General features: G+C 68.4%; 17 protein-coding genes. 5 read left to right on the top strand and 12 right to left on the bottom strand.

Going from position 1 to position 24,788, the window contains the following annotated elements; genetic code table 11:
• Positions 1-19: 19 nt before the first annotated feature.
• A complete protein-coding gene (gene argE, locus ACOYJQ_RS06755; RefSeq protein ID WP_433457279.1) occupies positions 20-1,180 on the bottom strand; it encodes an acetylornithine deacetylase in 1,161 nt (386 codons plus the stop codon).
• A gap of 166 nt (positions 1,181-1,346) precedes the next feature.
• Here argE and ACOYJQ_RS06750 point away from each other — a divergent pair, with 166 nt between their 5' ends.
• Together ACOYJQ_RS06750 and cysP are read left to right on the top strand one after the other, a co-directional pair.
• Positions 1,347-2,465, top strand: coding sequence for a 2'-deoxycytidine 5'-triphosphate deaminase (locus ACOYJQ_RS06750; protein WP_433457278.1), 1,119 nt, complete (start codon positions 1,347-1,349; stop codon positions 2,463-2,465).
• A gap of 147 nt (positions 2,466-2,612) precedes the next feature.
• Positions 2,613-3,617: a thiosulfate ABC transporter substrate-binding protein CysP gene (cysP, locus tag ACOYJQ_RS06745; protein WP_433457492.1), complete on the top strand. Its 1,005-nt coding sequence runs from the start codon at positions 2,613-2,615 to the stop codon at positions 3,615-3,617.
• A 24-nt stretch (positions 3,618-3,641) separates the two neighbouring features.
• Here the strand turns inward: cysP and ACOYJQ_RS06740 are convergent, their stop codons facing one another.
• Together ACOYJQ_RS06740 and ACOYJQ_RS06735 are read right to left on the bottom strand one after the other, a co-directional pair.
• A complete protein-coding gene (locus ACOYJQ_RS06740; RefSeq protein ID WP_433457276.1) occupies positions 3,642-5,105 on the bottom strand; it encodes a hypothetical protein in 1,464 nt (487 codons plus the stop codon).
• A gap of 258 nt (positions 5,106-5,363) precedes the next feature.
• Positions 5,364-6,758 carry a DEAD/DEAH box helicase gene (locus tag ACOYJQ_RS06735; protein WP_433457275.1) on the bottom strand — a complete coding sequence of 465 codons (1,395 nt, stop codon included), beginning with the start codon at positions 6,756-6,758 and terminating at the stop codon, positions 5,364-5,366.
• A 380-nt stretch (positions 6,759-7,138) separates the two neighbouring features.
• Between ACOYJQ_RS06735 and ACOYJQ_RS06730 the strand changes: the two genes are divergently transcribed.
• A complete protein-coding gene (locus ACOYJQ_RS06730; RefSeq protein ID WP_433457274.1) occupies positions 7,139-7,714 on the top strand; it encodes an HdeD family acid-resistance protein in 576 nt (191 codons plus the stop codon).
• A 144-nt stretch (positions 7,715-7,858) separates the two neighbouring features.
• Here ACOYJQ_RS06730 and ACOYJQ_RS06725 read toward each other — a convergent pair whose 3' ends face one another.
• The 8 genes from ACOYJQ_RS06725 to ACOYJQ_RS06690 all read right to left on the bottom strand — a co-directional run bounded on the left by ACOYJQ_RS06725 (position 7,859) and on the right by ACOYJQ_RS06690 (position 19,762).
• Positions 7,859-9,022, bottom strand: coding sequence for an ABC transporter permease (locus ACOYJQ_RS06725; RefSeq protein WP_433457272.1), 1,164 nt, complete (start codon positions 9,020-9,022; stop codon positions 7,859-7,861).
• Positions 9,023-9,026: 4 nt separating this feature from the next.
• Positions 9,027-10,046 (bottom strand): ABC transporter permease, encoded by a 1,020-nt coding sequence (locus tag ACOYJQ_RS06720; RefSeq protein ID WP_433457271.1) that lies wholly within the window; start codon positions 10,044-10,046, stop codon positions 9,027-9,029.
• Complete coding sequence (locus ACOYJQ_RS06715; RefSeq protein WP_433457270.1) at positions 10,043-11,947, bottom strand: ABC transporter substrate-binding protein; 1,905 nt, start codon at positions 11,945-11,947, stop codon at positions 10,043-10,045. The genes ACOYJQ_RS06720 and ACOYJQ_RS06715 overlap by 4 nt, the downstream gene beginning before the upstream one ends.
• Positions 11,948-12,024: 77 nt before the next feature.
• A complete protein-coding gene (locus tag ACOYJQ_RS06710) occupies positions 12,025-13,836 on the bottom strand; it encodes an ABC transporter ATP-binding protein (RefSeq protein ID WP_433457491.1) in 1,812 nt (603 codons plus the stop codon).
• Between the two features lie 193 nt (positions 13,837-14,029).
• Positions 14,030-15,988 carry a glycosyltransferase gene (locus ACOYJQ_RS06705; protein WP_433457269.1) on the bottom strand — a complete coding sequence of 653 codons (1,959 nt, stop codon included), beginning with the start codon at positions 15,986-15,988 and terminating at the stop codon, positions 14,030-14,032.
• Positions 15,985-17,175: a glycosyltransferase gene (locus ACOYJQ_RS06700; protein ID WP_433457268.1), complete on the bottom strand. Its 1,191-nt coding sequence runs from the start codon at positions 17,173-17,175 to the stop codon at positions 15,985-15,987. The genes ACOYJQ_RS06705 and ACOYJQ_RS06700 overlap by 4 nt, the downstream gene beginning before the upstream one ends.
• A complete protein-coding gene (locus tag ACOYJQ_RS06695; protein WP_433457267.1) occupies positions 17,172-18,485 on the bottom strand; it encodes a glycosyltransferase family 4 protein in 1,314 nt (437 codons plus the stop codon). The genes ACOYJQ_RS06700 and ACOYJQ_RS06695 overlap by 4 nt, the downstream gene beginning before the upstream one ends.
• Positions 18,482-19,762: a glycosyltransferase family protein gene (locus ACOYJQ_RS06690; RefSeq protein ID WP_433457266.1), complete on the bottom strand. Its 1,281-nt coding sequence runs from the start codon at positions 19,760-19,762 to the stop codon at positions 18,482-18,484. Before ACOYJQ_RS06690 ends, ACOYJQ_RS06695 begins: the two co-directional genes overlap by 4 nt.
• A gap of 237 nt (positions 19,763-19,999) precedes the next feature.
• On the opposite strand from ACOYJQ_RS06690, the gene ACOYJQ_RS06685 reads away from it, so the two are divergent.
• Both ACOYJQ_RS06685 and ACOYJQ_RS06680 read left to right on the top strand, forming a co-directional pair.
• Complete coding sequence (locus ACOYJQ_RS06685) at positions 20,000-22,702, top strand: ABC transporter transmembrane domain-containing protein (RefSeq protein WP_433457265.1); 2,703 nt, start codon at positions 20,000-20,002, stop codon at positions 22,700-22,702.
• Positions 22,703-22,771: 69 nt separating this feature from the next.
• Positions 22,772-23,224: a Crp/Fnr family transcriptional regulator gene (locus ACOYJQ_RS06680; RefSeq protein WP_433457264.1), complete on the top strand. Its 453-nt coding sequence runs from the start codon at positions 22,772-22,774 to the stop codon at positions 23,222-23,224.
• A 244-nt stretch (positions 23,225-23,468) separates the two neighbouring features.
• Here the strand turns inward: ACOYJQ_RS06680 and ACOYJQ_RS06675 are convergent, their stop codons facing one another.
• Entirely contained in the window at positions 23,469-24,788 is a 1,320-nt protein-coding gene (locus tag ACOYJQ_RS06675) for a porin (protein WP_433457490.1), read from the bottom strand.

Below are 24,788 nucleotides of genomic sequence, written 5' to 3'. Positions count from 1 at the left end.
AGCCGAGGCTTTTCGCGTTTCAGACCAGTTCGTCGATGAGGCGGCGCAGGAAGGCTTCGCCGCCGGCCAGTTCCTCCAGAGTGATGTATTCATCCGCCTTGTGGGCGCGGTCGATGGAGCCGGGTCCGCAGACCACCGTCGGGATGCCGGCGTTGTAGAAATGCCCCGCCTCCGTGCCGAAGGGCGCGGTGGTCGTGCGGTTGCGCCCGGCGAGCTTCAGCGCCAGCGTCTCGGCGCGGGAGCCCGCCACGGCGTCCAGCGCCGGCACGATCCCGTCGAGAACCGTCTCGACGCCGTAACCGGGGAAGGTGCGGCGGAAACGGGGCAGAATGTTTTCCGCGACGAATCGGTCGAGACGGGCGGGAATCTCGTCCGGGTCGAGATCGGGCAGCCCGCGCACCTCCCACTGGAGCGTGGCGTGGCGGGCCAGGATGTTGCGTGCTGTCCCGCCGCCGATGCAGCCGATATGGATCGTCGTGCAGGGCGGATCGAAACGCCCGGAAGCGTCGCCGCGCGCGACATAATCGAGCGACAGGCGGTCGAGTTCCGCCGCGATCAGCGCCGCGCCGTGGACCGCGCTCGCGCCGAGTTCCGGCCGTGAGGAATGCGCCTCCGCGCCCGTGATCGTCGTGGTGAACATGGCGATGCTCTTGTGGGCATCCGCCACCTCAAGGCCGGTCGGTTCGCCCACGATCACCGCGACGGGGCGCGGCAGGTCGGCGCCGAACCGCCTGATGCCGTCGACGACGCCGAGGCACGTCACCTCCTCGTCGTAGGAAAGGAAGAGATGCACGGGCGTCGACAGCGGACGGGCGAGGAACTCCGGCACCAGCGCGAGCGCCAGCGCGCAAAAGCCCTTCATGTCGACGGCGCCCCGGCCGTAGGCCCTTCCCCCCTCGACGCGCAGCACGAAGGGATCGCTCGTCCATGCCTGCCCGGCGACGGGAACGACATCGGTATGGCCGGACAGCGCCACCCCGCCCCTGTCCGCCGGGCCGATGGTGGCGAACAGCGCCGCCTTCGTGCCGGTGGCGTCGGGAATGCGCACGCTCGCGACGCCCCAACCGCTCAGATACTCCTCCACGAAGGCGATCAGATCGAGATTCGACCTGGCGCTTTCCGTATCGAAGGCCACGAGGCGGGCCAGCATGTCGATGGGGCTGAAATGTCGGCCCGTCATGATCTCTCCGTGTCGTTGGTCCCGATTGCGATGCCCTTGCAGGCATGATACGCGGCAGCGCGGATGAATTCCATGAACGCCGGCAGCCGGTTGTATTTCACGAGCGGCTGTATTCCATGGCAAGATGAACGCATCGCAACAGTAACCCCGCTTTCCCGAGGCAATCATGACGGCTATCCTTCCCGGAATCCAGCCCGCCCAGTCCATCAGGGAACTGGCGGCGGCCGGCTTCATCGAAAGCCCGGCCCCCTTCACCGAGGGACAGGTGCAGCCGGCGAGCCTCGACCTGCGGCTCGGGCGGCGGGCGTGGCGCGTGCGGGCGAGCTTTCTGCCGGGGCGCGGCGGCGTCGTCGCCCGCCGGCTGGAGGAACTCGCGCTGCACGAGATCGACCTGACGCCGGGCGCCGTGCTGGAAACGGGCTGCGTCTACATCGCCGAGATCATCGAGGCGCTGGCGCTGCCGCGCGGCCTTTCCGCCGCCGCCAATCCCAAAAGCTCGACCGGGCGAATCGACGTCTTCACCCGCGTCATCACCGACCATGCGCGCGCGTTCGACGCCATCGCGGACGGCTACACGGGCGCGCTGTTCGCCGAAATCTCGCCGCGCACTTTTCCCGTTCTGGTGCGCACCGGCTCGCGCCTGTCGCAGATCCGCTTCCGGGCCGGCGAAACCCGGCTCCCGGACGCTGAACTCGCCGCGCTCCAGTCGCGCGAGACCGTCGTCGCCAGCACCGACGCCTCCATTCACGGCGGCGTCGCGGTCAGCGTCGACCTCGCCGGCTTCGCGGCGGGCGGTGGACAGCGGCTGATCGGCTACCGGGCGAAGCGCCATACCGGACTCGTGGACGTCGATCGCGTCGACGCCTATCCGGTACGCGACTTCTGGGAGCCGCTGGAAGCCGACGGCCGCGGCCAGCTCATTCTCGATCCCGGCCAGTTCTACATCCTCGCCTCGAAGGAATCCGTCCACGTCCCGCCCGACTATGCGGCCGAGATGGTGCCCTTCGACCCGCTGATGGGCGAGTTCCGCGTGCATTACGCGGGCTTTTTCGACCCCGGCTTCGGCCACGCCGGCACAGGCGGCGCAGGCGCGCGCGCCGTGCTCGAAGTGCGCTCGCGCGACGTGCCGTTCCTCATCGAGGACGGCCAGATCGTCGGCCGCCTCGTCTACGAGCGCATGGCGCAGCGCCCCGAGACGCTCTACGGCACGGACGCCGGCTCCAGCTACCAGGCGCAGGGCCTCAAGCTGTCGAAACATTTCCACGCACGCGCGCCGCTCGATTAAACAGAAATTTTATGTGATATAACTGATTTATCGCAAAACAACCGATTAATGTTGACCTTTCCGATGATCTGTCGTGAATTGAGCGGCAGGATCATCGCCGGCCGCCGCATGGCCGGGCTTTTCGGGAAGGGGCATTGCATGAAGTGGTTGGGGGGAGTCACCATCGCGGCGCTGCTGGCGCTGTCGGGGCCGGTGCTGGCGCAGGCGAGCAAGGAGCCGGTCGAGCTGCTCAATTCGTCCTATGACATCGCGCGGGAGCTGTTCGCCGAGATCAATCCCGTCTTCATCGGGGAATGGAAGGAGAAGACGGGCGAAACGGTTTCCGTGAAGCAGTCTCACGCCGGCTCGTCCGCGCAGGCGCGCGCCATTCTGGAGGGGCTCAAGGCGGATGTCGTGACGTTCAACCAGGTCACGGACGTGCAGGTGCTGCACGATCGCGGCGGGCTGGTGGCGGCCGACTGGCAGCAGCGCCTGCCCAACAACGCCTCGCCCTATTACTCGTTCCCCGCGTTCCTCGTGCGCACGGGCAACCCCAAGGGCATCAAGGACTGGTCGGACCTCGCGCGCGAGGGCGTGCATCCGGTGTTTCCCAACCCGAAGACTTCCGGCAACGCGCGCTACACCTATCTCGCCGCCTATGCCTCGCTGCTGGAAACCCACAAGGGCGATGTGGAAAAGGTCGAGGCGGACATCAAGCGCATCTTCGCCAACGTGCCGGTGTTCGACACGGGCGGACGCGGCGCGACGACCTCCTTCGTGGAGCGCGGCCTCGGCGACGTCCTGATCACCTTCGAATCGGAAGTGAACGGCGTGCGCCGCGAATATGGCGACAAGAGCTACGAAGTGGTGGTGCCGCCGACCAGCATTCTGGCCGAGTTCCCCGTCAGCGTGGTCGACAAGGTGGCCGAGGCCAAGGGCACGACGCGTGAGGCGACGGCCTATCTGGAGTTCCTCTACAGCGAGAAGGGACAGGAGATCCTCGCGAAGCACTTCTACCGGGTGCATAACCCGGCGGTGGCCGAGCGCCACAAGGATGCCTTCCCGGACATCCGCCTGCTGCGGGTGGAAGACGTGTTCGGCGGCTGGAAGAAGGTGGCGGAAGAGCATTTCGCCGCCGGCGCGACCCTCGACCGGCTGTTCGCGCGCAAATGATATGACAAAAGGCCGGGCGGCGCCTCACGGACAGCGCGCCGCCCGCCAGCCGACATAGACCTTCCAGAAATCCGCCACGCTGCCCGGCGGCGTGATGGCGATGAGCCCTTCGGAATCGACAGCGGCCGCGATGGCGGCAGGCTCCTGCCGCGCCAGCGCGGGCCATGCGCAGGCGAGTTCGTCGGCACGCAGCCAGACGGCATGCAGCAGGCGCATGTCGCGCGCCTTCCCGGCATTGTAGATGGCGGTGAGCGCCGCCATGACGCCGAGCAGCACGCAGCAGATCGCGAGCGCCTGGCGCACGCTCGCACGGCCCAGCGGATGCCGGCAGGCGAAGGCAACGGCGCAGGCGACCGCCACCGTCACCGCCAGATAGGAAATGCGGCTGTCGAGATAGGCACAGGCCCCGCGCTCCATGCAGGCGGCCTGATACTTGGTGCTCACGGCGACGGGCAGCGTCACCCAGGCGGCGAGCAGCAGCGCCGCGACGCCGGTGGCGACGGGCGCGCGCAGACGCATCAGCCCGCCGGCGGCACGATACAGGCAGACGGCCGTCAACGCCCCGGCCGCCAGCGCGATCGACCAGTCCGCCGCCCCCGCCGCCGACAGCCCGCCGCCGAGGCGCGGGAAGGCCGTACCGTCGCGGACATGGCCGACGATCGTGCCGGCGATCCACAGCGGATGCGCGATGCCGGCGGCAGAATTGCCCTCGTAGGAACCCGGATGCCACCAACGGAACAGCGCGTAGGGCAGCAGCACCGCCAGCACGGCGGCCCCGTCCGCGAGCATATGGCGAGGCGCGAAGGCGGCGCGGAACGCCTCTCCCGCCGTTCTGCCCTCCTCCCGCCGCAACGCGTCGATGCGGGAAAAATATTCCGCCAGCAGCAGCGCGGTGCCGAAGGCCACGGCGAACTCGCTGACGAACATGCCGAGCGCGAAAACCGCCTGCGCCAGCGCCACGGTCGCGGGGCGCGCGAGACGCCGCTCCCGCGTGCGCACGATGACGATGCGCGCGGCGAGTATGACGATGAGGGGCACCGTGTTCTGCAACGGGTAGGCGTTGGGCGGCATGAAGGCGAAGGCCAGCGGATGCAGGCCGACGAGCAGCACGAACAGGAAGACTCGCACGTCCCGCCGCAGGATCTCGCCGACGAACACCGCGAACAGCAGCAGTTGCAGAACATAAAGCGCCACGAAGACGACCCGCCAGACGAGCCCGCCGGACAGATAGGCGCCGAGAACGTTGAGCGGCAGCATCAGCAACTGGCCGATGCGCCCCTGATCGATGGCGATGCGCAACGCGTTGTCCGCGACCGATGCCTGCGCGTCGATCGCCACGAGCAGGAACCAGATGTCGTCACCCGACAGGCGATAGCCGGCAAGGTAAGGCAGCATCGAAACGAGCACGAGCGCCGGCACCAGCACCGGCAGGATGAGGCGATCCGGCGCACTTGCGGACGGAACGGGAGATCGGCCGCGGACATCCATGCGTTTTCCTCCGGTCGCATAAAGCGCTTTCCGATCGAATGGCATCGTCCGATCGGGGCGTCCTTATAGAGCGGCGTGCATTCAAGCGGAATCGTCACGCCGCTCTAAATTCTGTATTTTACCGCAACTTGCGTTCAAATCGATCAATCGACTTGAACGCAAACTGCTCCAGCACCGGCCGCCGCGCAAGAAAGATGCCGCGCAAGAAAAAAGAGCGCCCGAGGGGCGCTCCTTCACCATGCCGCCGATGGCAGGGAATCAGCGTCCCCGCGCGGGCTTCATGAACGACATGTCGCCGATCGGCTTCTCGCCGCCCCGACCGTCGCGCCGCTGGCCGCCGGCTTCCGTGCGCGAGTCGGAGCGCGGTTTGCCGCGCTGGCCGGCGTTGGCGCGCTGGCCGCCGTGCGAACGGCCGGGCCCCTCGCCGCCGCCCGCAGGCCGCGCCTGCCCCCGGCCGCCGCCCGGCTTGCCGCCGCGGGCAGGCTTCGCCGGCGGCCGCGCCGTCGCCTCGGCGGCGACGGTGGCGGGCAGGCGATGATCCTCGCTCGGAATGGTCTGGCGCGTCAGCCGCTCGATGTCGCGCAGATAGGCTCTCTCCTCCGCGTCGCAGAAGGAGATGGCCGATCCCTCCGCCCCGGCCCGCGCCGTGCGGCCGATGCGGTGCACGTAGGATTCCGGCACGTTGGGCAGATCGAAGTTGATCACGTGGGTCACGCCGTCCACATCGATGCCGCGCGCGGCGATATCGGTCGCGACCAGGATCTTGCGCCGGCCGGAGCGGAAGTCGGCGAGCGCGCGCTCCCGCTGGCTCTGGCTCTTGTTGCCGTGGATGGCGGAAGAGGGAATGTTCGCCTCCTCCAGATGGCGCACGATGCGGTCCGCGCCGTGCTTGGTGCGGCTGAACACGAGCGTGCGGCCCATGCCCTCGTCGCGCAGCGTATCGACGAGCAGGTTGCGCTTGCGCGCCGTCTCCACGAACAGCACCTTCTGCGCGATGCGCTCCGCCGTGGTGGCGACGGGCGTCACCGACACCTCGACCGGATCGCGCAGCAGATCGGCGGCCAGCGCGCCGATCTCCTTCGGCATGGTGGCCGAGAAGAACAGGTTCTGGCGCACCTTGGGCAGTTGCGGCACGAGGCGGCGGATGGCGTGGATGAAGCCCATGTCGAGCATCTGGTCGGCCTCGTCCAGCACGAACACCTCGACGTGGCCGAGGTTCACCGCCCGGCCGTCGAGATGGTCGATGAGGCGGCCGGGCGTGGCGACGAGGATGTCGACGCCGCGCGCCAGCTCCTGCGCCTGCGGGCGGGCCGAGACGCCGCCGAACACGACCGCGACCCGCAGCTTGAGATTGCGGCCGTAGGAGCGGATGCTCTGCGCGATCTGGCTGGCGAGCTCGCGCGTGGGGCTGAGGATGAGCGCCCGGCAGCCGTGATGCGGCACCGGCTTGCGGTCGCGCGCCAGACGGTCGAGGATCGGCAGGGCGAAAGCCGCCGTCTTGCCGGTGCCGGTCTGGGCGATGCCGAGCAGATCCTTGCCCTGCAACAGATGAGGAATGGCCTGCGCCTGAATGGGCGTGGGCTTTTCATAACCCTCCGCGGTCAGCGCCGCGAGAATGGGAGCGGCGAGACCAAGGTCCTGAAAGGAAGTCAAATCCGATATCTTTCGCATGAAGCGACGTTTCCGCGCCGGCAATGTCTGCGGGCGGAACAATCGCGGGGTGATGGACGCCCCGCGTGATCCGGGCTGTTCCTGAGATAAACCGTGTCCGGCAGGACGATCCGCACGAGGGGACCGCTCACGCGACCTGAACACAAAAAACGCCCGAATGGGCGTTGCCTCCATATGCGCTTTTTCAAGACGCAAGTCAACCGCCGGCCGAACGGGACGCGCGACGAAAAGCGGCGAACCGCACTTGCCGCTATGCCACACTTGCCGCTATGCCGCACTTGCCGCTATGCAATGACGACATATCCATCTAGACTTCCCGCGTCAGACGCCCGCGTCCGGGCGCACGCGAGGAAGAAACCGCCATGCCGACCCCGGTTCAGCACAATCGTCAAACGCCGATCGACGCCGCCATGGGACAGGTGCGCTCCAGGTGGGTGTGGTTCCTGATTCTCGGCATCATCCTGATCGTGCTGGGGGGCGTCGCGCTCGGCAACCTGCTGACGGCCACGCTCGTCACCGTCTATTACATCGGCGCCTTGATCCTGATCGGCGGCGTCTTGCAGATCGTGCATGCCTTTCAGGTCAAGGAATGGGGCAACTTCCTCGTCTGGCTGCTGAGCGGCGCATTCTATGCGCTGGCGGGCTTCCTCGCCTTCTACAATCCGCAGCTCGCCTCCGTGGCGCTCACGCTGGTGCTCGCGATATCGCTCATCGCCTCCGGCGTTCTGCGCATCTGGACGGGCATCGCCGCCCGCCCGCGCTCCGGCTGGGGCTGGCTCGTGGCGGCGGGCGTGGGCGCGCTCGTCGTCGGCGCGGTCATCGCGGCCGGCTGGCCGGTGAACTCGCTCTATCTCATCGGCCTCATTCTCGCCGTCGAACTGATCTTCGAGGGCTGGTCCTTCGTCGCCGTTGCGTTGGCGCTGCGCGCGCCGCGCTGATGCGCCGGATTCTATCCTGTTTTGATTGAAACGGGATAGAGCATTTCGGCGTTTCGTTGAAACGCAGAAATGCTCTATCTTATTGACTTGACGCGTTTTCTTCACGCAAAGCGGTATCCGCTTTGCTTGAAAACGCTTTAGAATCTATTCCCGATAGGGATCGGCCGCGTCGCGCAGGCCGTCGCCGACGAAGTTGAAGGCGAGCACGACGAGCACCACCGGCACGATCGGCCACAACAGCCACGGCTGGAGGCTCACGGCGGCGAGGTTCTGCGCCTCGTTGAGCAGCACGCCCCAGCTCGTCACCGGCGGCCGCAGGCCGAGCCCCAGAAACGACAGCGCCGTCTCGCCCAGAATCATCGACGGAATCGACAACGTGGCGGAGGCAATCAGGTGGCTCATGAAATTGGGAATGAGATGGCGCGCGATGATGCGCGTGCGCGAGGCCCCCATCAGCTCCGCCGCCTTGACGAAATCCTCCTCGCGCAGCGCCAGCAGCTTCGAGCGCACCGCCCGCGCCAGCCCCGGCCAGTCGAGCAGACCGAGGATGATGGTGATGCCGAAGAAAACCGCGATCGGCGACCAGTTGGCCGGCAGGGCGGCGGAGAGCGCGAGCCACAGCGGCAACTCGGGCAGCGAGCGGATGATCTCGATCAGCCGCTGGATGGCGCTGTCCACCCAGCCGCCGAGATAGCCGGCGACGCCGCCGAAGAAGAGCCCGAGCGCGAACGACACGGCGATGCCGGCAAGCCCGATGACGAGCGATATGCGCGCGCCGTAGATAATGCGCGACAGCAGATCGCGCCCCAGCCTGTCGGTGCCCATCGGGAAGAAGGTGCCGCCCTCCGGCGGGCACACCAGGCGCAGGCGCATCTCCGCAAGCCCCCAGAACAGGTAGGGAGAGCCCTCGCAGAAGAAGCGCAACCGCTGCGGCGCGGCGCGGTCGACGACGTAATCGCGGGTGAAGGTCTCCCGGTTGAAGGTGAAGCTGTAGGGATAGACGAACGGCCCCACGAAAGCCCCTTCATGGAACAGATGCACCGGCTGCGGCGGGGCGTAGAGAAAATCGCCGTTGCGCTCCGACTGGCCGTAGGGCGCGATCATCTCGACGAAGGGCACCGTGGCGTAGAAGAACAGCAGCAGGAAGGCCGAGACGACCGCGAGCCGGTTGCGGCGGAACTTCCACCAGATCAGCGCCATGGAGGAGGCGCGGTAGAAACGCTCGTCCTCGTGCCGGCCGGGATCGGAGCGGCCCGGGTCGAACGGCCGCGTATCGACGAAATGGGGCGTGGGCAGCGATTCACGCATGGGTTCAGCGCTCCCCCAACCGGATGCGCGGATCGAGCCACGCCAGCAGGATGTCGGATATCAGCATGCCGATCACGGTGAGCAGCGCCACGAACATCAGGATGAAGCCGGCAAGATATTGATCCTGCGATTTCAGCGCGGCGAGCAGGATCGGCCCGACGGTGGGCAGGCTCATCACCAGCGACACGAGCACCGAGCCGGACACGAGCTGCGGCAGCAGGTTGCCGATGTCGGCGATGAACGGGTTGAGCGCCATGCGGAAGGGATATTTCAGCAGAGCCCGGCGCTCCGGCAGCCCCTTGGCGCGGGCGGTGACGTAATATTGCTTCGCCAGCTCATCCAGCAGATTGGCGCGCATCCGCCGGATCATCGCGGCCGTGCCCGACAGCCCGATGACGATGGTCGGCACGACGAGATGCTCCGCCAGCGAGCGCGCCTTCTCCCATGTCCACGGCGCATCGGCGAATTGCGGATCGTAGAGCCCGCCGATGGAGATGCCGAACCAGCGGTTCATGTAATAGAGCAGGATCAGCGCCAGCAGGAAGCTCGGCGTCGCAAGCCCCAGATAGCCGAACAGCGTGACGGCGTAATCGCCCAAAGAATACTGGTTGCGGGCGGAATAGATGGCGATCGGGATCGCCACGGCATGGACGAAGACGACCGTGGTGAGGTTGAGCAGCAGCGTCAGCCACAGCGCATCGCCCACAACCTCCCGCACGGGCCTGTCATACTCGAACGACCAGCCCCAATTGCCTTGCAGCAGCCCCGCATGATCGCCGCCGGGCGCCGGCCACAGGCCGACCCAGGCGAGATACTGCTCCCAAACGGGCCGGTCCAGGCCGTATTGCGCCACGAGGAACGCCGCGCGCGCCGCCGCCGAGGCGTCGCCCTGCGCGCGCAGCTCGGCGATCTGGTTGGTGAGGAAATCGCCCGGCGGCAGCTTGATGATGACGAAGATCACCGCGCTGATGATCAGCAGCGTCGCCAGCATGGTGGCGAGGCGGCCCAGCAGATAGCGGATCATGATGCGCCCCGCCCGCGCTTCGGCGCGTCGGCCCGCTGCCCCTCGCGCTTCTGCCCCTCCCCTTTGCCCGCCTCGTCCCAGAACAGCGCGTCCATGCGGTAGATGCCGAACATCGCCGTCGGCTCCCAGCTATAGACGGCCTCGTCCGGCAGGTTGCGCAGCCCCTCGCGGACGACGATGGGCTGCAACGCGCCCGCCACGGTGCCGATGATCCATTGCTGATCGGCGTGCTTCTCCAGCATCTCGTGCCAGATGCGGCGCTTGTCCGCGCTCTCCGCCGCGCCGAGCCATTCCTCGTAGAGCGCAAGCAGGCGGCGGGGCACCTCCATGTCGCAGGCTTCGCCCACCTTGCCGCCGGTCTCGACATACTGGCCCCAGCGTGGCCAGGCGTAATTGTCCTGATAGACGGGCGCGAGGCCCGTCGGCGGCATGATCTCCGTCGGCACGGCGTTGTCGAGGCCGGGGGCCGCGATCATCACCGGCAGGCCGGAATAGGAGCGGTTGCGCAGCACCGTGCGGTCCTGCGGCTTGATGAACAGCTTCACGCCGATGTCGCGCCAGAACTCGGTGATGAGCTGGAGCGCGTCGACCGCCCCGGCGGCGTCGCCCTCCACCTCGACGACGATCTCCAGAATGCGCCCGTCCGGCAACTTGCGCACGCCGCCCGCCGCGCGCGCGCCGAGCCCCGCCTCGTCCAGCAGCGCGCTCGCGGCGGCGGGATCGTAGCCGGCGAAGCGGCTGCGGTATTCCGGGCGGAACAGGCGCGAGCCTTCCCGCACCGTGTTGTTGCCCTCCGTGCCGAGGCCGAAGAACAGCGCGTTGTTGAGGGTGTTGCGGTCGATGCCGAGCGACAGCGCGCGCCGGAAGCGCACATCCCGGTTGAGCGCCCGCCACACGGGATCGATGACGGTGAGGTTGGGATAGAGCGCCACCTCCGAACCGCGCGCGATGGGCCACATCAGCGTGCGATAGCGTTGCGCCTTCTCGCCCTGCTTGAGCACCGGGATATCCGCCATGTCGAGCCCGCGCGACATCAGGTCCACCTCGCCCGCGTTGGCCTTGGCCGCGAACAGGCCCGGCGAGGCGAGGTCGATGACGATCTCGTCCACATAGGGCAGTTGCTGGCCGTTCGGGTCCACGCGGTGATAAAACGGGTTGCGGCGGAAGAAGAAACGGCTGGCCGGCGCGCCGTTCGCCACCCGCCACGGGTAGACCGTGGGCATGTCGGGATTGGCTTCGTCGCCCATGCTGTCGAGGCGGTTGTGCAGCGCCGCCCAGCCGCGCGCCTTCGCCGCCGCCACGCGCTCGGCAAGCTCTCCCTCCTCCGCATAGCGGCGGTGGAAGCGGCGCAGATAATGCGCCGGCGCATAGATCAGCGCGTCGCGCGGCCCCGCCAGCGCCGGCAGAAAACGCGGATTGGGCCTCTCCCACGCATAGCGCACCGTCTGCGCGTCGATCATCTCGAAGAGCGGCGGCCGCCCTTCCGCCAGCATGAACATCGGCGGCCCGGAGGGATTGAGCTCCACGTTCAGCGCCACGTCTTCCCACCAGTAGCGGAAATCCTCGGCCGTGAAGGGCGCGCCGTCCGACCAGCGATGCCCCTTGCGCAGCCACAGCGTGAACACGCGCCCGGCTTCGACATCGATGGCGCGCAGCAGGTCCGGCACGAGATCGAGATTGCGGTCGTAGCCGACGAGGCGCGTGTAGGCCATGGTCGACAGATAGCGGATGTCGCGCGCGCGCGGCGCCAGCGTGACGATGCGCCCGCCGCGCGTGCCGATGCGCCCGCCCGCCGCGCGCGGATCGTAGACCAGCGGCTCGTCCGGCGGCCCGCCGGCCGTCTGCGCCAGCGCGGCGCCCGACAGGGCGATATCCGGACCGCCCGCGACAAGGCCGCCCAAGCCGAGGCTACTTATGCCGAGGCCGCTTATGCCCAGAAGAACCCGACGTCTGTGAATTGCCTGCCGCGGGTCGATCATCAAGCCGCCTCCCCCACCGCATGCACGCCGATGCGCACGCTATGACCGCCGCCGAGGTCCTGCATCGCGCCGGCGTGTCCGGGCGGCAGGCGGAAGGGCATCGGCCATTGCGCGGGATCGGAGAAGCCGCCCGCGCGCAAGGCCGCGAAATCGAGCGGATGATCGAGGTCGGGGGTGGGCACGGCGGCGAGCAGCGCCCGCGTGTAGGGATGGTGCGGATTGGCGAACAGCAGCCGCCCGGGCGCCTGCTCGACGATATGCCCGCGACACATCACCGCGATTTCGTCGGCGATGTAATCCACCACCGCGAGATTGTGGGAGACGAACAGATAAGAAAGTCCCATCGCGGACTGCAAGTCCTTGAGCAGATTGAGCACTTGCGCCTGCACCGAGACGTCGAGCGCCGAAACCGGCTCGTCGCACAGCAGCACCCTGGGGTGCAGGGCGAGCGCGCGCGCGATGCCGAGCCGCTGGCGCTGGCCGCCCGAGAAGGAATGCGGATAGCGGCGCAGGTGGCGGCGCTCCAGCCCGACAAGCTCGATGAGCTCGACCGCGCGGGCATAGCGGCTGTCGCCGTCCCCCACGCCGTGGATGACGAGCGGCTCCGTCAGCAGCTCATAGACCGTCATGCGCGGGTTCAGCGACGAGAACGGGTCCTGAAACACGAATTGCACATCGCGCCGGAAAGTCATCAGATCGGCGCCCGCCAGCCCCGCGATGTCGCGCGGCCCCTGACCGCCGTCATAAAGCACCCGGCCGGAACTCGCCGAAACGGCGCGCATGACGATCTTCGACAGCGTGGTCTTGCCGCAGCCCGATTCGCCCACCAGCCCCAGCGTGCGCCCCTGCGGCAACGTGAGGCTGACATTGGCGACGGCGCGCACCCCGGCTGTTTTCGCGCGGAACAGGCCGGTGCGGCGCGTATAGGTTTTCGACACGTCGTCCACGATCAGCACCGGCCCGCCGCCCCCGGCGGGCCGCGCGGGCGCGGCGGACGGCGCGACGGCGACGGCCTCGCGGATGGGCGTCAGGCGCTCCCCCGGCCGCATGCCGAAGCGCGGCACGGCCTTGAGCAGCGCCCGCAGATAGGGATGGCGCGGATCGCGGAACAGCGCCTCGCGCGTGCCCGCTTCCACGATGCGGCCGCGATACATCACCACGACCGAATCGGCCATGTTGGCCACCACGCCGAGATCGTGGGTGATGAGCAGGATCGCCATGCCGGTCTCGGCCTGAAGGTCGCGCATGAGATCGAGGATCTGCGCCTGGGTGGTGACGTCGAGCGCCGTCGTCGGCTCGTCGGCGATGAGCAGCGCCGGCCGGCAGATCAGCGCCATGGCGATCATCGCCCGCTGGCGCATGCCGCCCGACAGCTCGAACGGGTAGGTATCGAACACCCGCCGGGGATCGGCGAAGCCCACACGCGCGAACACCGCCTCGGAGCGCTGCCGCGCCTCGCGCGCGGAGACGCCATGATGCAGCACCACCGTCTCCGACACCTGATCGCCCACCGTATGCAGCGGCGACAGCGAGGTCATCGGCTCCTGAAAGATCATGGCGATGCGCCCGCCCCGCAGCCGGCGCATGGGCGCACCATCGGCATCGAGACGGGCGATGTCGACGCGCTTGCCGTTGGCCGAATCGGCGAACATCAGCGAGCCGCCGGCGATCGTCGCGGCTTGCGGCAGGATGCGCAGCATCGCCTGCGCCGTCACGGACTTGCCCGAACCCGATTCGCCGACCAGCGCCACCGTCCGCCCGGCCGGAACATCGAAGGATACGCCGCGCAGCGCCCGGAACGGCGCGCCCATCCCGGCGAAATCGATCACGAGATCGCGCACGGCGAGCAACGGCGCGGCGGGCGCAACCGTATTCGGAAACAGAATCTCGCTCTCCGCCACGCTTTCACTCCAGCCCGCCGGCAATCGCCCGGTCGGGCGCCGCATGCGCACCACGAATATCAGTCATTCCATTGAATACTGATTTGAGCATGACGTCATCATGTCAAGTGAGTGCCGGGCCACAAAGGCGCAACAAATACGATTGCGCGCCTTCGGCCGGCGGCTGCGGAAACAGCTCCCGCGCATCCGCGCGCGCCACGGCCGGATGCGCCAGCAACAGCCCGAGCAACACGTTGCACAGCGACCAGACCGCCTCATCGTGAACGAGATGATGCGTCAGCAGCCCGATGACGATCTCGCCGCCCTCGCGGCTGCGCACCTGCACCGCCGCCGCCGCCCGGCGGTCGACCTCGGCGGCGGGCAAGGAACCGCCGCCGCCGCGCCAGTCGATCGGGTCGACATGCGTATGGGCGATCATCAGTCCGTGCGCCGCCCGCGCCACGCCCGCCCTGCTGCTGCCCGCCGCCGAAAGGCCGCTGAAGCCGAGCGTGGCGAGCCGCGCGGCAAGCTCGTCGCTGATCCGGTTCCATGGCGGCACGAAAACGGGCAGCAGCCGGTCGCCGAACGTTCGCCGGGCGAGGCCCAGCCCTTGCGCGGCGTCGGCGAGCAACGCGGCAAGCGGCCGGTGCGGGCCGAACTCGGCTTTCTTTTCCGCCGGCGATGCATGATTGGCATGGGCCAGGCCATGCACGAGCACGCAAGCCAGCGGCTCACGCGCGAGCCGCGCCGCCAGCGCCCCTGTTGCCCGCGCGGAAATGGCGGCGACCGCCACCGGCAGCGCATGCCGCCGCGCGAGGGCCAGCAGCCGGTCGAGGGCCGGCGTCGGTGCCACGGCGTCGTCGTCGCGCCACCATAGCCGCACCTTCCCGCCCGCTTCGGCAACGGCGTCGAGCGCACGTGCGAGGGCCGGAAAGCGCTTGCGGCCGGCAAGATATCCGACGAGCCGCACGCTCGCCGCCACGCCGCCCCGGTCGACCGTCGCACGCGCCGGCCGTTCCCGCGCCAGCGTCCGCGCCGCCGCTTCCGCCAGCGTCCGTGCCGACAGGTCCACTTCCGGCAGCACCTCGAACGGCCATGCGCCGGCGGCGGCCAGACTTTCCGCCCGCAAGCGCTGCTCCGTCTCGCGTCCCGCCTCGAACGGCACGACCACCGCCCGCGCGCCCGCGCGCAGGATATCGACAAGCGTGTTGTAACCCGCCTGGCTGACGGACAGCGCCGCCCGCGCCAGCAGGGCGGGAAAATCGGCGCGCGCGCGCTCCACCAGCGCATTGGCGGGCGCGTTCGCCGCCAGCGCGGCGAAATCGTCCCGCGCCACGCCGCCGCCCACCAGCAGACGCCAGCGATGCGCCGGCATGATGCGCGCCGCCCCGAGCGCGGCCTGGAACAGCGGCAGCGCCGCCGCGCCGCCGCCGCCCGAGACGACGATCTCGCCCTCGCCCTCCCCCGTGCCGGCGGCCGGCGGCCGGACATCGTCGACATAACCCGTGTAGTGCAACAGCGGCGCGATCTCCGCCGTCACCGGCCACGACCGCGCGAGCGGCAGCACGGCGGGATCGCCATGCACGAGCACGCCGTCGTAATGGGCGAGAAGGCGCGCGTGCGCCTCCTCCGCGCGCCCCGGCTTCGACGGCGCGACCAGCACGTCGCGGACCGACGCCAGCACGGTCACGTCCGGCCGCTGCGCCCGCGCCGCCGCCACGAACGCAAGGAACTCGTCCGCCAGCACCCGCCGGCCGAACGGAAACAGCTCGGTAATCACGACATCCGGCCGTCGCGTCGCCACGATGTCGGCCATCAGCCGCCGGCGCTCCTGCATCGCCTCGTCGCCCGCCGGGCGGCCGTCCGCGCCGAGCAAGACGGAAAAGGCCGTGCCGACGACATGCAGCGGCGGCAATTGCACCAGCCGCACGCCGTCCATCGCCACGAGCGGCGCGGGCCTGCCGCCCGACACCAGCGTCACCTCATGCCCCGCCGCCGCCAGACCGCGCGCCACGGCGGCCGCGCGCGCCAGATGGCCGACACCCAGCAGATGCGTCACCGCGACAAGCACCCGCAGCGTCATGCCGCCGCGCTCCCGACGAGCGGCAGCAGACCCGCCCGCAGGATGGCCGCCGCGCCGTCCAGCGTGCGCGATCCCGCCACGAGCGCCCGCGCCCCCGCGCCGAGCCGCGCCCGGCGTGCCGGATCGTCGATGAGCGACTTCAACGCCCGCGCGAAAGCGGCGGTGAAGGCCGGCGCATCGCCCGGCGGCACCAGCACACCCGTTTCGCCGTCGATGACGACGCTGGCGACACCGCCGTGATCGCCCGCGAGCGCCGGGCACCCCTGCGCGGCCGCCTCCAGAAACACCATGCCGTAAGCCTCGTTGACGGCGGGCCACACCAGCAGATCCGCTTCCACATAAAGCGCGGCGAGCGCTGCCGGATCGTCGACCAGCCCGGGAAAGGCGACCTCCCCCGGCAGACCGGCGAACAGCGCTTCCACCTCCGCGCGCGCCTCGCCGTCGCCCGCCACCGTCAGCCGCCACGGCCGGCCCACCTGCGCGAGGGCGCGCGCAAGCAGGCGAAAGCTCTCCAGCTTGTCGCCGGGGCGCATCATCGCCACCGTCAGCAGCGCCGGCACGGCACGCGGCGGGCGCGGCGCGGGAGTCGCGGGCAGATGGTCGATGAAGGGCGGCAGGTCGATCAGCGCGGGGCCGTCGGAGCATTTTTCGATCCGATCGGATGAGTCCGTCTGATCGGAAGGCGCTCCGGGCGGCAGCCTTTCCAGCATGGCGCGGTCGTGGGCGGTCATGACGAAGAGCGCATCCGCCGCCGCGAGCGCCGCCATGTTGGCCGCATGGGCGCGCGCGAAAGGACCGGCGGCGCGCCGGGGCGCGTGCGACGCCTCGGCGATGCAATAGGGAATCGACAAGGCGCGCGCAACGGCGGGGCCGATGCGGTCGACCGCCTTGTAATAGCTGTGATAGGTGAACCACAGCGTCGGCCGCTCGCCCGGCGCCCGCGCGTAATGCGCCAGCAGCCGCGCCGTCTCCGCTTCCGCCGCCGCGGTCAACGCATCCTGCGCCTCGTCGGCGCCGGTGGGCTCATAGGCCCGCAAGCGGCTTTCCAGCCGGGGCGGGAAGCCGGCCCGCGCCAGCGCGGCGAACAGCAGCCGCGCCATGCGCCTGTCGCCGGAGGCGACGGCATGGTCGGGGGCCTTCATCGGCGCGTAAAAGGCGATCGTCGGCGGGCTTGCGGCCGCCGTCACGCCACGGGGTCCCGCTGCGTGTGCGCGAAGGAAACGGCGACGCCGATCGCCGCCCGCAGCCGCGCCTCGATGGTGTCGATGCCGGCGTCGAGCGCGAAATCCTCCCGCAGGCGATCGGAGGCGGCGAAGCCCAGCACGGCGCGCCGGTCGGGATCGCGCGCCAGCAGGTTGATGGCGTTGGCGAGAAGGTCCCAGCGCTCCGGCGGCACCAGCACGCCCTCGCGCCCGTTGCGGATGAACTCGGGAATGCCGGCGAAATCGGTGGCGACGATGGCGAGGCCCTGGCTCGCCGCTTCCATGATCACGTTCGGCAGGCCGTCGCGATCACCCGCCTCGCCCTGCCGTGAGGGCAGCACGAAAAGATCCGCCTCGCGCATGAGCGCGATGACGTCGGGCTGCGCCTTCGGCCCCAGAAACGCCACCCTGTCGGCGATGCCCTCGCGCTGCGCCTGCGCCTTCAGCGCCTCCAGCAGACTTCCGCCGCCGACATGCGCGAAGCGCCAGTGCAGACCGTCCGGCAGCGCAGCCAGCGCCGACAACAGGTCATCGAAGCCCTTCTTCGCCACCGCCCGCCCGACGGAGACGATCCGCACCGGATCGGCGGGATCGGAACCGTCGCGGCGCGAGGGCTCCGGCGGGGCGGGAAACCGGCACAGGTCGAGCCCGTGATAGGCGAGCGCCACATGGTCGCGGTGCGGCGCGAGCGTGCGCAGATGATCGAGCCCCGCCCGCGTGCAGGTGACGCCCCACAGCGCGTCGGCAAGCTTTTCCCGCTTCTCCCACTCCGGCGTTGTCCAGATATCCTTGGCATGGGCCGAAAAGCTCCAGCTCAAGCCCCGCAGCAACGCCGCATAGCGGGCGACGGAGGCCGGCGTATGCAGGAAATGGACATGCAGATGGCCGATGTCGTCCGGCAACTCGCGCGCCATCACGAACGCCTGTCCGAGCCGGCGAATCCGGCTCAGCGTCGTATCGCGCCTGAAATCGCGGGAAAACTGGCGCAGCGCCGCCCGGAAGCCGGGCAGGCGCAGGCTGGCGAGAAAACCGCGCAGCACCCGCAGCGGCGCGCGATGCAGATATTCCGGCAGATAGGCCACGGGCGCCTGGATCGCCTTGTGCATCGGATGCACCGCCTTGTCGGTGGGGTGGCGCAGCGACCAGATCTCGAACGGCAGGTGACGCTGTTGCAGGGCCAGAAACTCCTGCGCGACAAAGGTTTCGGAAAGGCGCGGGTAGCCCTTCACCACCATGGCGATGCGCCTGTGAGCCGTGTTCGTGCGCCGCACGGTCGTCGATAGAGCCTCTGTCATTCCGCCGCCTGTATGGGTGCCGGTTGAGGATGTTGCGCTTCCCGGAAGAAAGATGCAAGCCGCCCCTTGATGACATCGAGCCCGTCGAGCAACCCCGGCACCACGACATCGGACGGGCGCGGCTGGTGCGGCAGCGCACGGATGGCGGCGGCCATGCGGGCGGGGTCGCGTCCGCCTTCCTCGCTCAGCATGCGCGCGAGCCCGAGCCGCTCCGCCTGCACGGCGCGGATGTACTGCTCCAGCCGCGGCCGGGTGCGGGGCACGATCAGCGCCGGCTTGTCGAACGACAGCAGTTCGCAGAACGTGTTGTAGCCGCCCATGGCCACGACGCCGACGGCCCGGTCCATCAGCACCTCGAGCTTGGCGTCGAAGCCCAGCGCGTCGAGCCAGGGGATGCGGGCGATGCGCGCCATGAAGCCGTCGCGCCGCTCCCGGTTGAGGAAGGGGCCGAACACGATCAGCGCCGGGATGTCCGGCGCGTCGGGCGCCTCATAGGCCGAGATCACCCAGTCGACGACATCCTCGCCGTCGCCGCCGCCGCCGGCCGTCACCAGCACAAAGCGGTCATGGATGAGCTCGGGATAGCGGGCGAGACGCGATTCGCGCGGCACCTCGCGGCGCAGATAGCCGGTGTAGACGATTCGCCGCCGCACCTCGTCGGACAGGCCGAGCGCTTCGAGCGGCTCGTAGATCTGCGGCAGGCCGTAGATCCAGATTTCATCGTAGCAGGCGGCCAGCGCCTCCGTCGCGCCCTTGCGCGCCCATTCCGGCACCAGCAGCGCCGGCTCGTCGAGAATGTCGCGGATGCCGAGCACGAGGCGCGCGCCGGCGGCGCGCATCAGCTCGAGCGCCGGCATGACCTCGCCGCGAAAGCCCGTCGGCTCCTTGTCGACGATGAACAGGCCGGGGCGGAACGCCTCGGCGGTCCGCGCGATGATGGCGGCGCGTAGCGCCACCGCCTCGTCGAGATCCATGTTGAGATTGAGGCTGCGATAATCGCCGTCCGGCTGTTTGACCACGCCGGGAATGCGCACGTAATCGACGCCGGGATCGAACTCGTAATTGCCGATCACCGGCGAGCCAGACACGATCAGCACCGACACGGCCGGATTGTCCGCCACGATGGCGTTGGCGATCGCGCAGGCGCGGCGCAGATGGCCAAGGCCGAACGTGTCATGACTGTAGATCATCACCCTGTCCGGCGACATCATGCCTCTCGCGGCGTTGCCGCCCATGGGCCGCGCTGGTTCCGATACCCTGTCGTTCGCCGCTGCCATCACGGACAGCCTCCCGTAACCATGATGACGCCGCCGGCCCTGCGGTCGGACGCGGCGGCCAGAATGACCGGATTTGCGCTTTCAGGCAATCTCCCCCACGCCAGAACGGCGGGGGAAAAACAACCCCGCCCGCCGCCGGAACACGGGCAGGGCCGCTTGCGCCGCGAGGCGCGGTAAGCATACTGCGCAACGGATGCGGCGGCGCGGCGCGGGAAGAGTGCATCGGGGAGAAACGTCTTGGACCGGTCATTGTTCCGATACGTCTGGCGATATTCGCAACGTGACCAGCTCGCGATATTCGCCGTCGTCATCCTGTCGCTCCCGTTCTACTATCTCTCTCTCGACCTTCCGCGGCAGATCGTCAACGACGCCATCATGGGCGAGGCGTTCCGGGACGGCGCGACCACGACCACCTTCCTCGTCGTCTCCTTCGATCTTCCCGCCCTGCTCGGCGGCGGGACGGTGACGCTCTTTCCAGGCCTCACCGTCGACCAGATCGGGCTTCTGCTCGGGCTTTCCTTCCTGTTCCTGACCTTCGTCTTCATCAACGGCGGGTTCAAGTACTGGATCAACATCGCCAAGGGGGCGCTCGGCGAACGCATGCTGCGGCGGCTGCGCTTCGACCTTTTCGCGACAATCCTGCGCTTCACGCCGGACACGCTGCGCGTGGCGAAGCCGTCGGAGACCGCGACCATCATCAAGGACGAGGTGGAGCCCATCGGCGGCTTCATCGGCGACGCCTTCGTGCAGCCGCTGCTGCTCGCCAGCCAGGCCATGACGGCGATGGCGTTCATCATGACGCAGAGCGTGCCGCTCGGCCTCGTGGTGCTGGCGGTGGTCGGCGTCCAGTTCATCGTCATCCCGCGCCTGCGCCGCATCCAGTTGCGGCTCGGCAAGGAGCGCCAGCTCGCCTCCCGCCTTCTCGCCGGGCGAATCGGCGAGGTGGTGGAGGGCATGGACGCCGTCCACGGCCACGGCACGGCGCGCTGGGAGCAGACCGAGATCGGCGAGCGTCTCTACCGGCTGTTCGACCTGCGCTTTCGCATCTTCAAATGGAAGTTCATGGTCAAGTTCCTGAACAATTTCCTGTCGCAGCTCACGCCGTTCTTCTTCTATTCCGTGGGCGGCTATTTCGCGCTCACGGGCCGGCTCGACATCGGCCAGCTCGTCGCCGTCATCGGCGCCTACCGCGACCTGCCGCCGCCGCTCAAGGAGCTGATCGACTGGGATCAGCAGCGCCTCGACGTGCAGATCAAGTACGATCAGATCATCCAGCAATTCATGCCGGACCACCTGCTGCCGGAGGAGCCCGCCCCTTCCCCGGCGATCAACGGCACGCATCTGGCCGGGCCGGTCAGCATCGAGAAGCTGCGCGTGCAGGACCAGAACGGCGCCGCCCTCGCCGACGACATATCCCTTTCATGGGGCTATCCCGCGCGCGTCGCGCTCGTCAGCGGCGACAGCCCCGTCCCTCACGCCATCGCGGACGTGCTGGCGCGGCGCATTCTGCCCGTGAGCGGCCATATCACCATCGCCGGGCAGGATTTCCTGCGCCTGCCGAGAGAAGTCACCGGCAGGCGCATCGCCTGCGCCGGAGCGCAGCCGCGCCTGTTTCCCGGCAGCCTGCGCCAGAACCTTCTCTACGGGCTGCAACACAAGCTCGCGCTGGCGCACGGCCGCGAGCAGGAAGGCGCCCCTCTGGCCGAACGGGTGCGAATCCGGGAGGCGCTGCGCACCGGCAATCCGCTGGACAGCCCTTTTGACGACTGGCTCGACCACGCCACCATCGGCATGCTCTCCGACAAGGAGATCGACGAGATGCTGCTGGAAAATCTGGCGCTCGTGGGGATGGGCGACGACGTTTTCCAGTTCGGCGTCAACGGCTGGGTCGATACCGCGCGCTATCCGGCGTTGGCGGACAAGCTCGTGGAGGCGCGCAACCACCTGCGCACGCGGCTCGCCGATTGCGGCATGAGCGATCTCATCGAGACTTTCGACGAAGAGCGTTACGCCAATCTCGCCAGCATCGGCGAGAACCTGCTGTTCGGCGCCTCGCGCAACCCCCTGTTCAACGGTCGCGGGCGGGCGCGCAATCCGTTGCTTCTGAAAGTGCTGGAGGCGGAACAGCTCACCGGCGATCTCATCGGCATCGGCGCGCGCATCGCCTCGACCATGATGGAAATCTTCTCGGACCTGCCGCCCGATCACCCGCTGGTCTCGCAATTCTCGTTTCTGGCCTCCGACGAAATGAGCGATTTCGAGAGCGCTCTCGGCCGCTGGACCCGGCGCGGGTTGCGCGGCCTCGGCCCGGATGATCGCGAGCGGTTGCTGGCCCCGTCGTTCGACTACATCGAGCCGCGCCATCGCCTCGGCCTGCTGGACGACGCCATGCGGGAACGCCTGTTGCGGGCCCGCCGGCACGTTCGCGAGGAAATCACGCGGACGGACGGACGCTGGGATCTTGAACCCTATCGGCGCGATGCGTTCTGCCATAACGCCGTGTTGCGCGACAATCTGCTGTTCGGCCGCGTCGACATGCGCATCGCCAATGCGCGCGCGCGGGTCGCGAAAGTGGTCATCGATGTCGTCAACGATCTCGACCTGCGGCCCGCCATCAGCGCCGTCGGACTCGATCTCGACGTCGGGCCGGGCGGACGCATGCTCACGCGCCGGCAGCAGACCGGAGTCGATCTGGTGCGCTGCATCGTCAAGAAGCCGGAAATCATGATCGTCGACGGAGCGTTTTCGGTCTTTTCGAACGCCGATTGCGAGACCATACTGGGAAAGCTGATCGCACTGTTCCAAAATCGCTGTCTCGTCATCATCACGCGCGATGATGCGGGGCTGGACGCCTTCGACACCGTGTTCGCGTTCGAGAACGGCGCCGTGATCACCCGGCGCCCGGACGCGCACCCCGGGCCGCAGCCGCCGGCGGCATGATCAGGTTTGAGGCGGGGAGCGGATCGACAGGCTGGCGCCCCCCGCAGAACGGCTATCGGAGTGCGGACGATGAATCTTGAAACGGAAGTGCGGGCGCTTCAGCGGGTTCCGATGTTCCGGGATCTCGACAAGGGCCGCCTCAAGCTCCTCGCCTTCACGAGCGAGCGCGTCGGCTTCTCCGCCGGGCAGGTTCTGTTCAACAGGGGCGATACGTCCGATGCCGCCTATGTCATTCTCGAAGGAAAGGCGCATGCCCTGGTGGATGCTCCGACGGGCGTGCTGAAAGTGGCCGAGTTCGGCGCGCACGACCTCATCGGGGAAATGGGCGTGCTGGCGGAAACGCCCCGCTCCGCGTCCGTGGTGGCCATCACGGATCTGCTGGTGCTGCGCATCGACAAGGACGTGTTCCTCGAACTGCTGCACCAGTTCCCGCAGATCGCCATCGCCGTCATGCGCGAGCTGGCGCACCGCCTGGAGCGCACGACATCGCGTCTCGCCCGGACCGGCTCACCGGCCGGCTGATCCTCGAGCGCCGGGGCGTTTCAACAACACGTCGAATGCTGCATCTTTTTGCTTCGATGCATTGTCTTGGATGCATTGTCTTCACGCAAACCGGCATCCGCCCGCACCGCCGCAAACGGAAAATGCCCGCCGGCTTTCGACCGGCGGGCATGGCAACATGGAGGGCAACCACAGGGAAGCCCGTCTTCGCGCATTCGTCCGGCCGACCGCGCCGGGAGGCGGAACCGGCCGGACGATACCGGGATCAGAAGTCGCGCTGCAGACGCAGGCGGGTCTGGATCTGGTCTTCGTTGCGGCCGCGATCGAAGACGAACTGGTTGGTGTTCACGTTGTAGTAGCTGAAGCTGTCACGCTCGACACGGCCGTACAGAACCTCGACACCGATGTCGAACTTGCTGACCGGCGACCAGATAAGGGCCGAGCCGACCTGCCACACGTTGAAGTCGCGCAGGTTGCGGTTGCCGTAGGTGCTGATCGCAGCTTCACGGTTGACGTCGACGCCCGTGTAGGAGCCCCAGAGGGTCGAACGGATGGACGGGGTCCAGTAGTGGACGCCGGCAGCCGTGATGTTCCAGCCCGAGGTCTTCTTGATGTCGCCGTTGACGATGTAACCATCGGCGGCGACGTTGACGGAGCGACCGATCGTGGTGGTGTTGGTGAGGCCGATGTAGCCGAGGGCGCCGTCAGCATAGGCGGCCTGCAGCCACAGGACGTCGCCCTTGCCGAGCGCCGGGACCTTGAGCTTCACACCACCCTGAACGGCCCAGCCGTAGGTCGTGTCGACGCGCGTGGACCACTGGGCGCCCCACGGGTTGTAGATGGTGCCGGAGTTGAGCTGGTGCAGGGCACCGGAGAGCTGGGCGGAACCCCAGTCCTGATCGACGCGGATGTTGGCGACGACGTCGGGAACGCGCTGGCCGGCGACGTCGTAAAGCGCGGGGGAAACCTGACGGTTGTTGCGGTCTTCGAGCGAGAGCGTCGCCGAGAAGCCCGAGCCGAACGTGGCGGTGTAGGCCAGCAGGTTCGTGGTCAAGTCCGAGCCGGGGGTGACGATGGCGCCCCAGTTCAGGTCGGAAGCATAGAAGTCGAAGAACGAGGTCGCGTAACCGGCGGTGATGCCGGCCCACTGGATGAAGGCCTTGTCGAGGAGAGCGCCGTTGCCCGTGCCGTCAGCGCCCGAGCGCTTGTCGATCTGGAAACGGAAGAACGTGCGCAGCGTGCCGAAGTCGGTCGGCGTGCGGGTGTCGACATCCAGACGGGCGCGGGCGCGCCAGCCGATCGTGTCCTTGTAGCGGCCGGAATTGGCGGCGGCGTTCACGTCGCCGAAGTTGAACGACTGACGCGGCTGGGTGTAGTAGTAGTCGGCGCGGACGCGGCCACCCAGCTTGATGCAGGTGTCCGAGCCGGGAACATAGAAGAAGCCGGCGCCGTGCGCGGAACAGACGCGAACGTACTCGACGGGAGCAGCCTTGGTGACAGGCAGGTCGGCAGCCCGGACACCCGAGACGGCAACCAGGCCGGCAACGGAACCAAGAAGAAGGCCCTTTGCGATCTTCATAATCAT

The sequence above is a fragment of the Pseudochelatococcus sp. genome, from assembly GCF_050946405.1.
Classification (GTDB): domain Bacteria; phylum Pseudomonadota; class Alphaproteobacteria; order Rhizobiales; family Beijerinckiaceae; genus Pseudochelatococcus.
Note: the sequence above shows the minus strand (reverse complement) of the source record. Positions and strands in the feature narration are given on the sequence as shown.

What these genes read in the sequence shown, in the direction of transcription:
- argE (WP_433457279.1), bottom strand. Translation starts at nt 1,180, where the DNA reads ATGACGGGCCGACATTTCAGCCCCATCGACATGCTGGCCCGCCTCGTG.
- ACOYJQ_RS06750 (WP_433457278.1), top strand. Translation starts at nt 1,347, where the DNA reads ATGACGGCTATCCTTCCCGGAATCCAGCCCGCCCAGTCCATCAGGGAA.
- ACOYJQ_RS06740 (WP_433457276.1), bottom strand. Translation starts at nt 5,105, where the DNA reads ATGGATGTCCGCGGCCGATCTCCCGTTCCGTCCGCAAGTGCGCCGGAT.
- ACOYJQ_RS06730 (WP_433457274.1), top strand. Translation starts at nt 7,139, where the DNA reads ATGCCGACCCCGGTTCAGCACAATCGTCAAACGCCGATCGACGCCGCC.
- ACOYJQ_RS06725 (WP_433457272.1), bottom strand. Translation starts at nt 9,022, where the DNA reads ATGCGTGAATCGCTGCCCACGCCCCATTTCGTCGATACGCGGCCGTTC.
- ACOYJQ_RS06720 (WP_433457271.1), bottom strand. Translation starts at nt 10,046, where the DNA reads ATGATCCGCTATCTGCTGGGCCGCCTCGCCACCATGCTGGCGACGCTG.
- ACOYJQ_RS06710 (WP_433457491.1), bottom strand. Translation starts at nt 13,836, where the DNA reads ATGGGCGCGCCGTTCCGGGCGCTGCGCGGCGTATCCTTCGATGTTCCG.
- ACOYJQ_RS06705 (WP_433457269.1), bottom strand. Translation starts at nt 15,988, where the DNA reads ATGACGCTGCGGGTGCTTGTCGCGGTGACGCATCTGCTGGGTGTCGGC.
- ACOYJQ_RS06695 (WP_433457267.1), bottom strand. Translation starts at nt 18,485, where the DNA reads ATGACAGAGGCTCTATCGACGACCGTGCGGCGCACGAACACGGCTCAC.
- ACOYJQ_RS06690 (WP_433457266.1), bottom strand. Translation starts at nt 19,762, where the DNA reads ATGGCAGCGGCGAACGACAGGGTATCGGAACCAGCGCGGCCCATGGGC.
- ACOYJQ_RS06680 (WP_433457264.1), top strand. Translation starts at nt 22,772, where the DNA reads ATGAATCTTGAAACGGAAGTGCGGGCGCTTCAGCGGGTTCCGATGTTC.
- ACOYJQ_RS06675 (WP_433457490.1), bottom strand. Translation starts at nt 24,788, where the DNA reads ATGATTATGAAGATCGCAAAGGGCCTTCTTCTTGGTTCCGTTGCCGGC.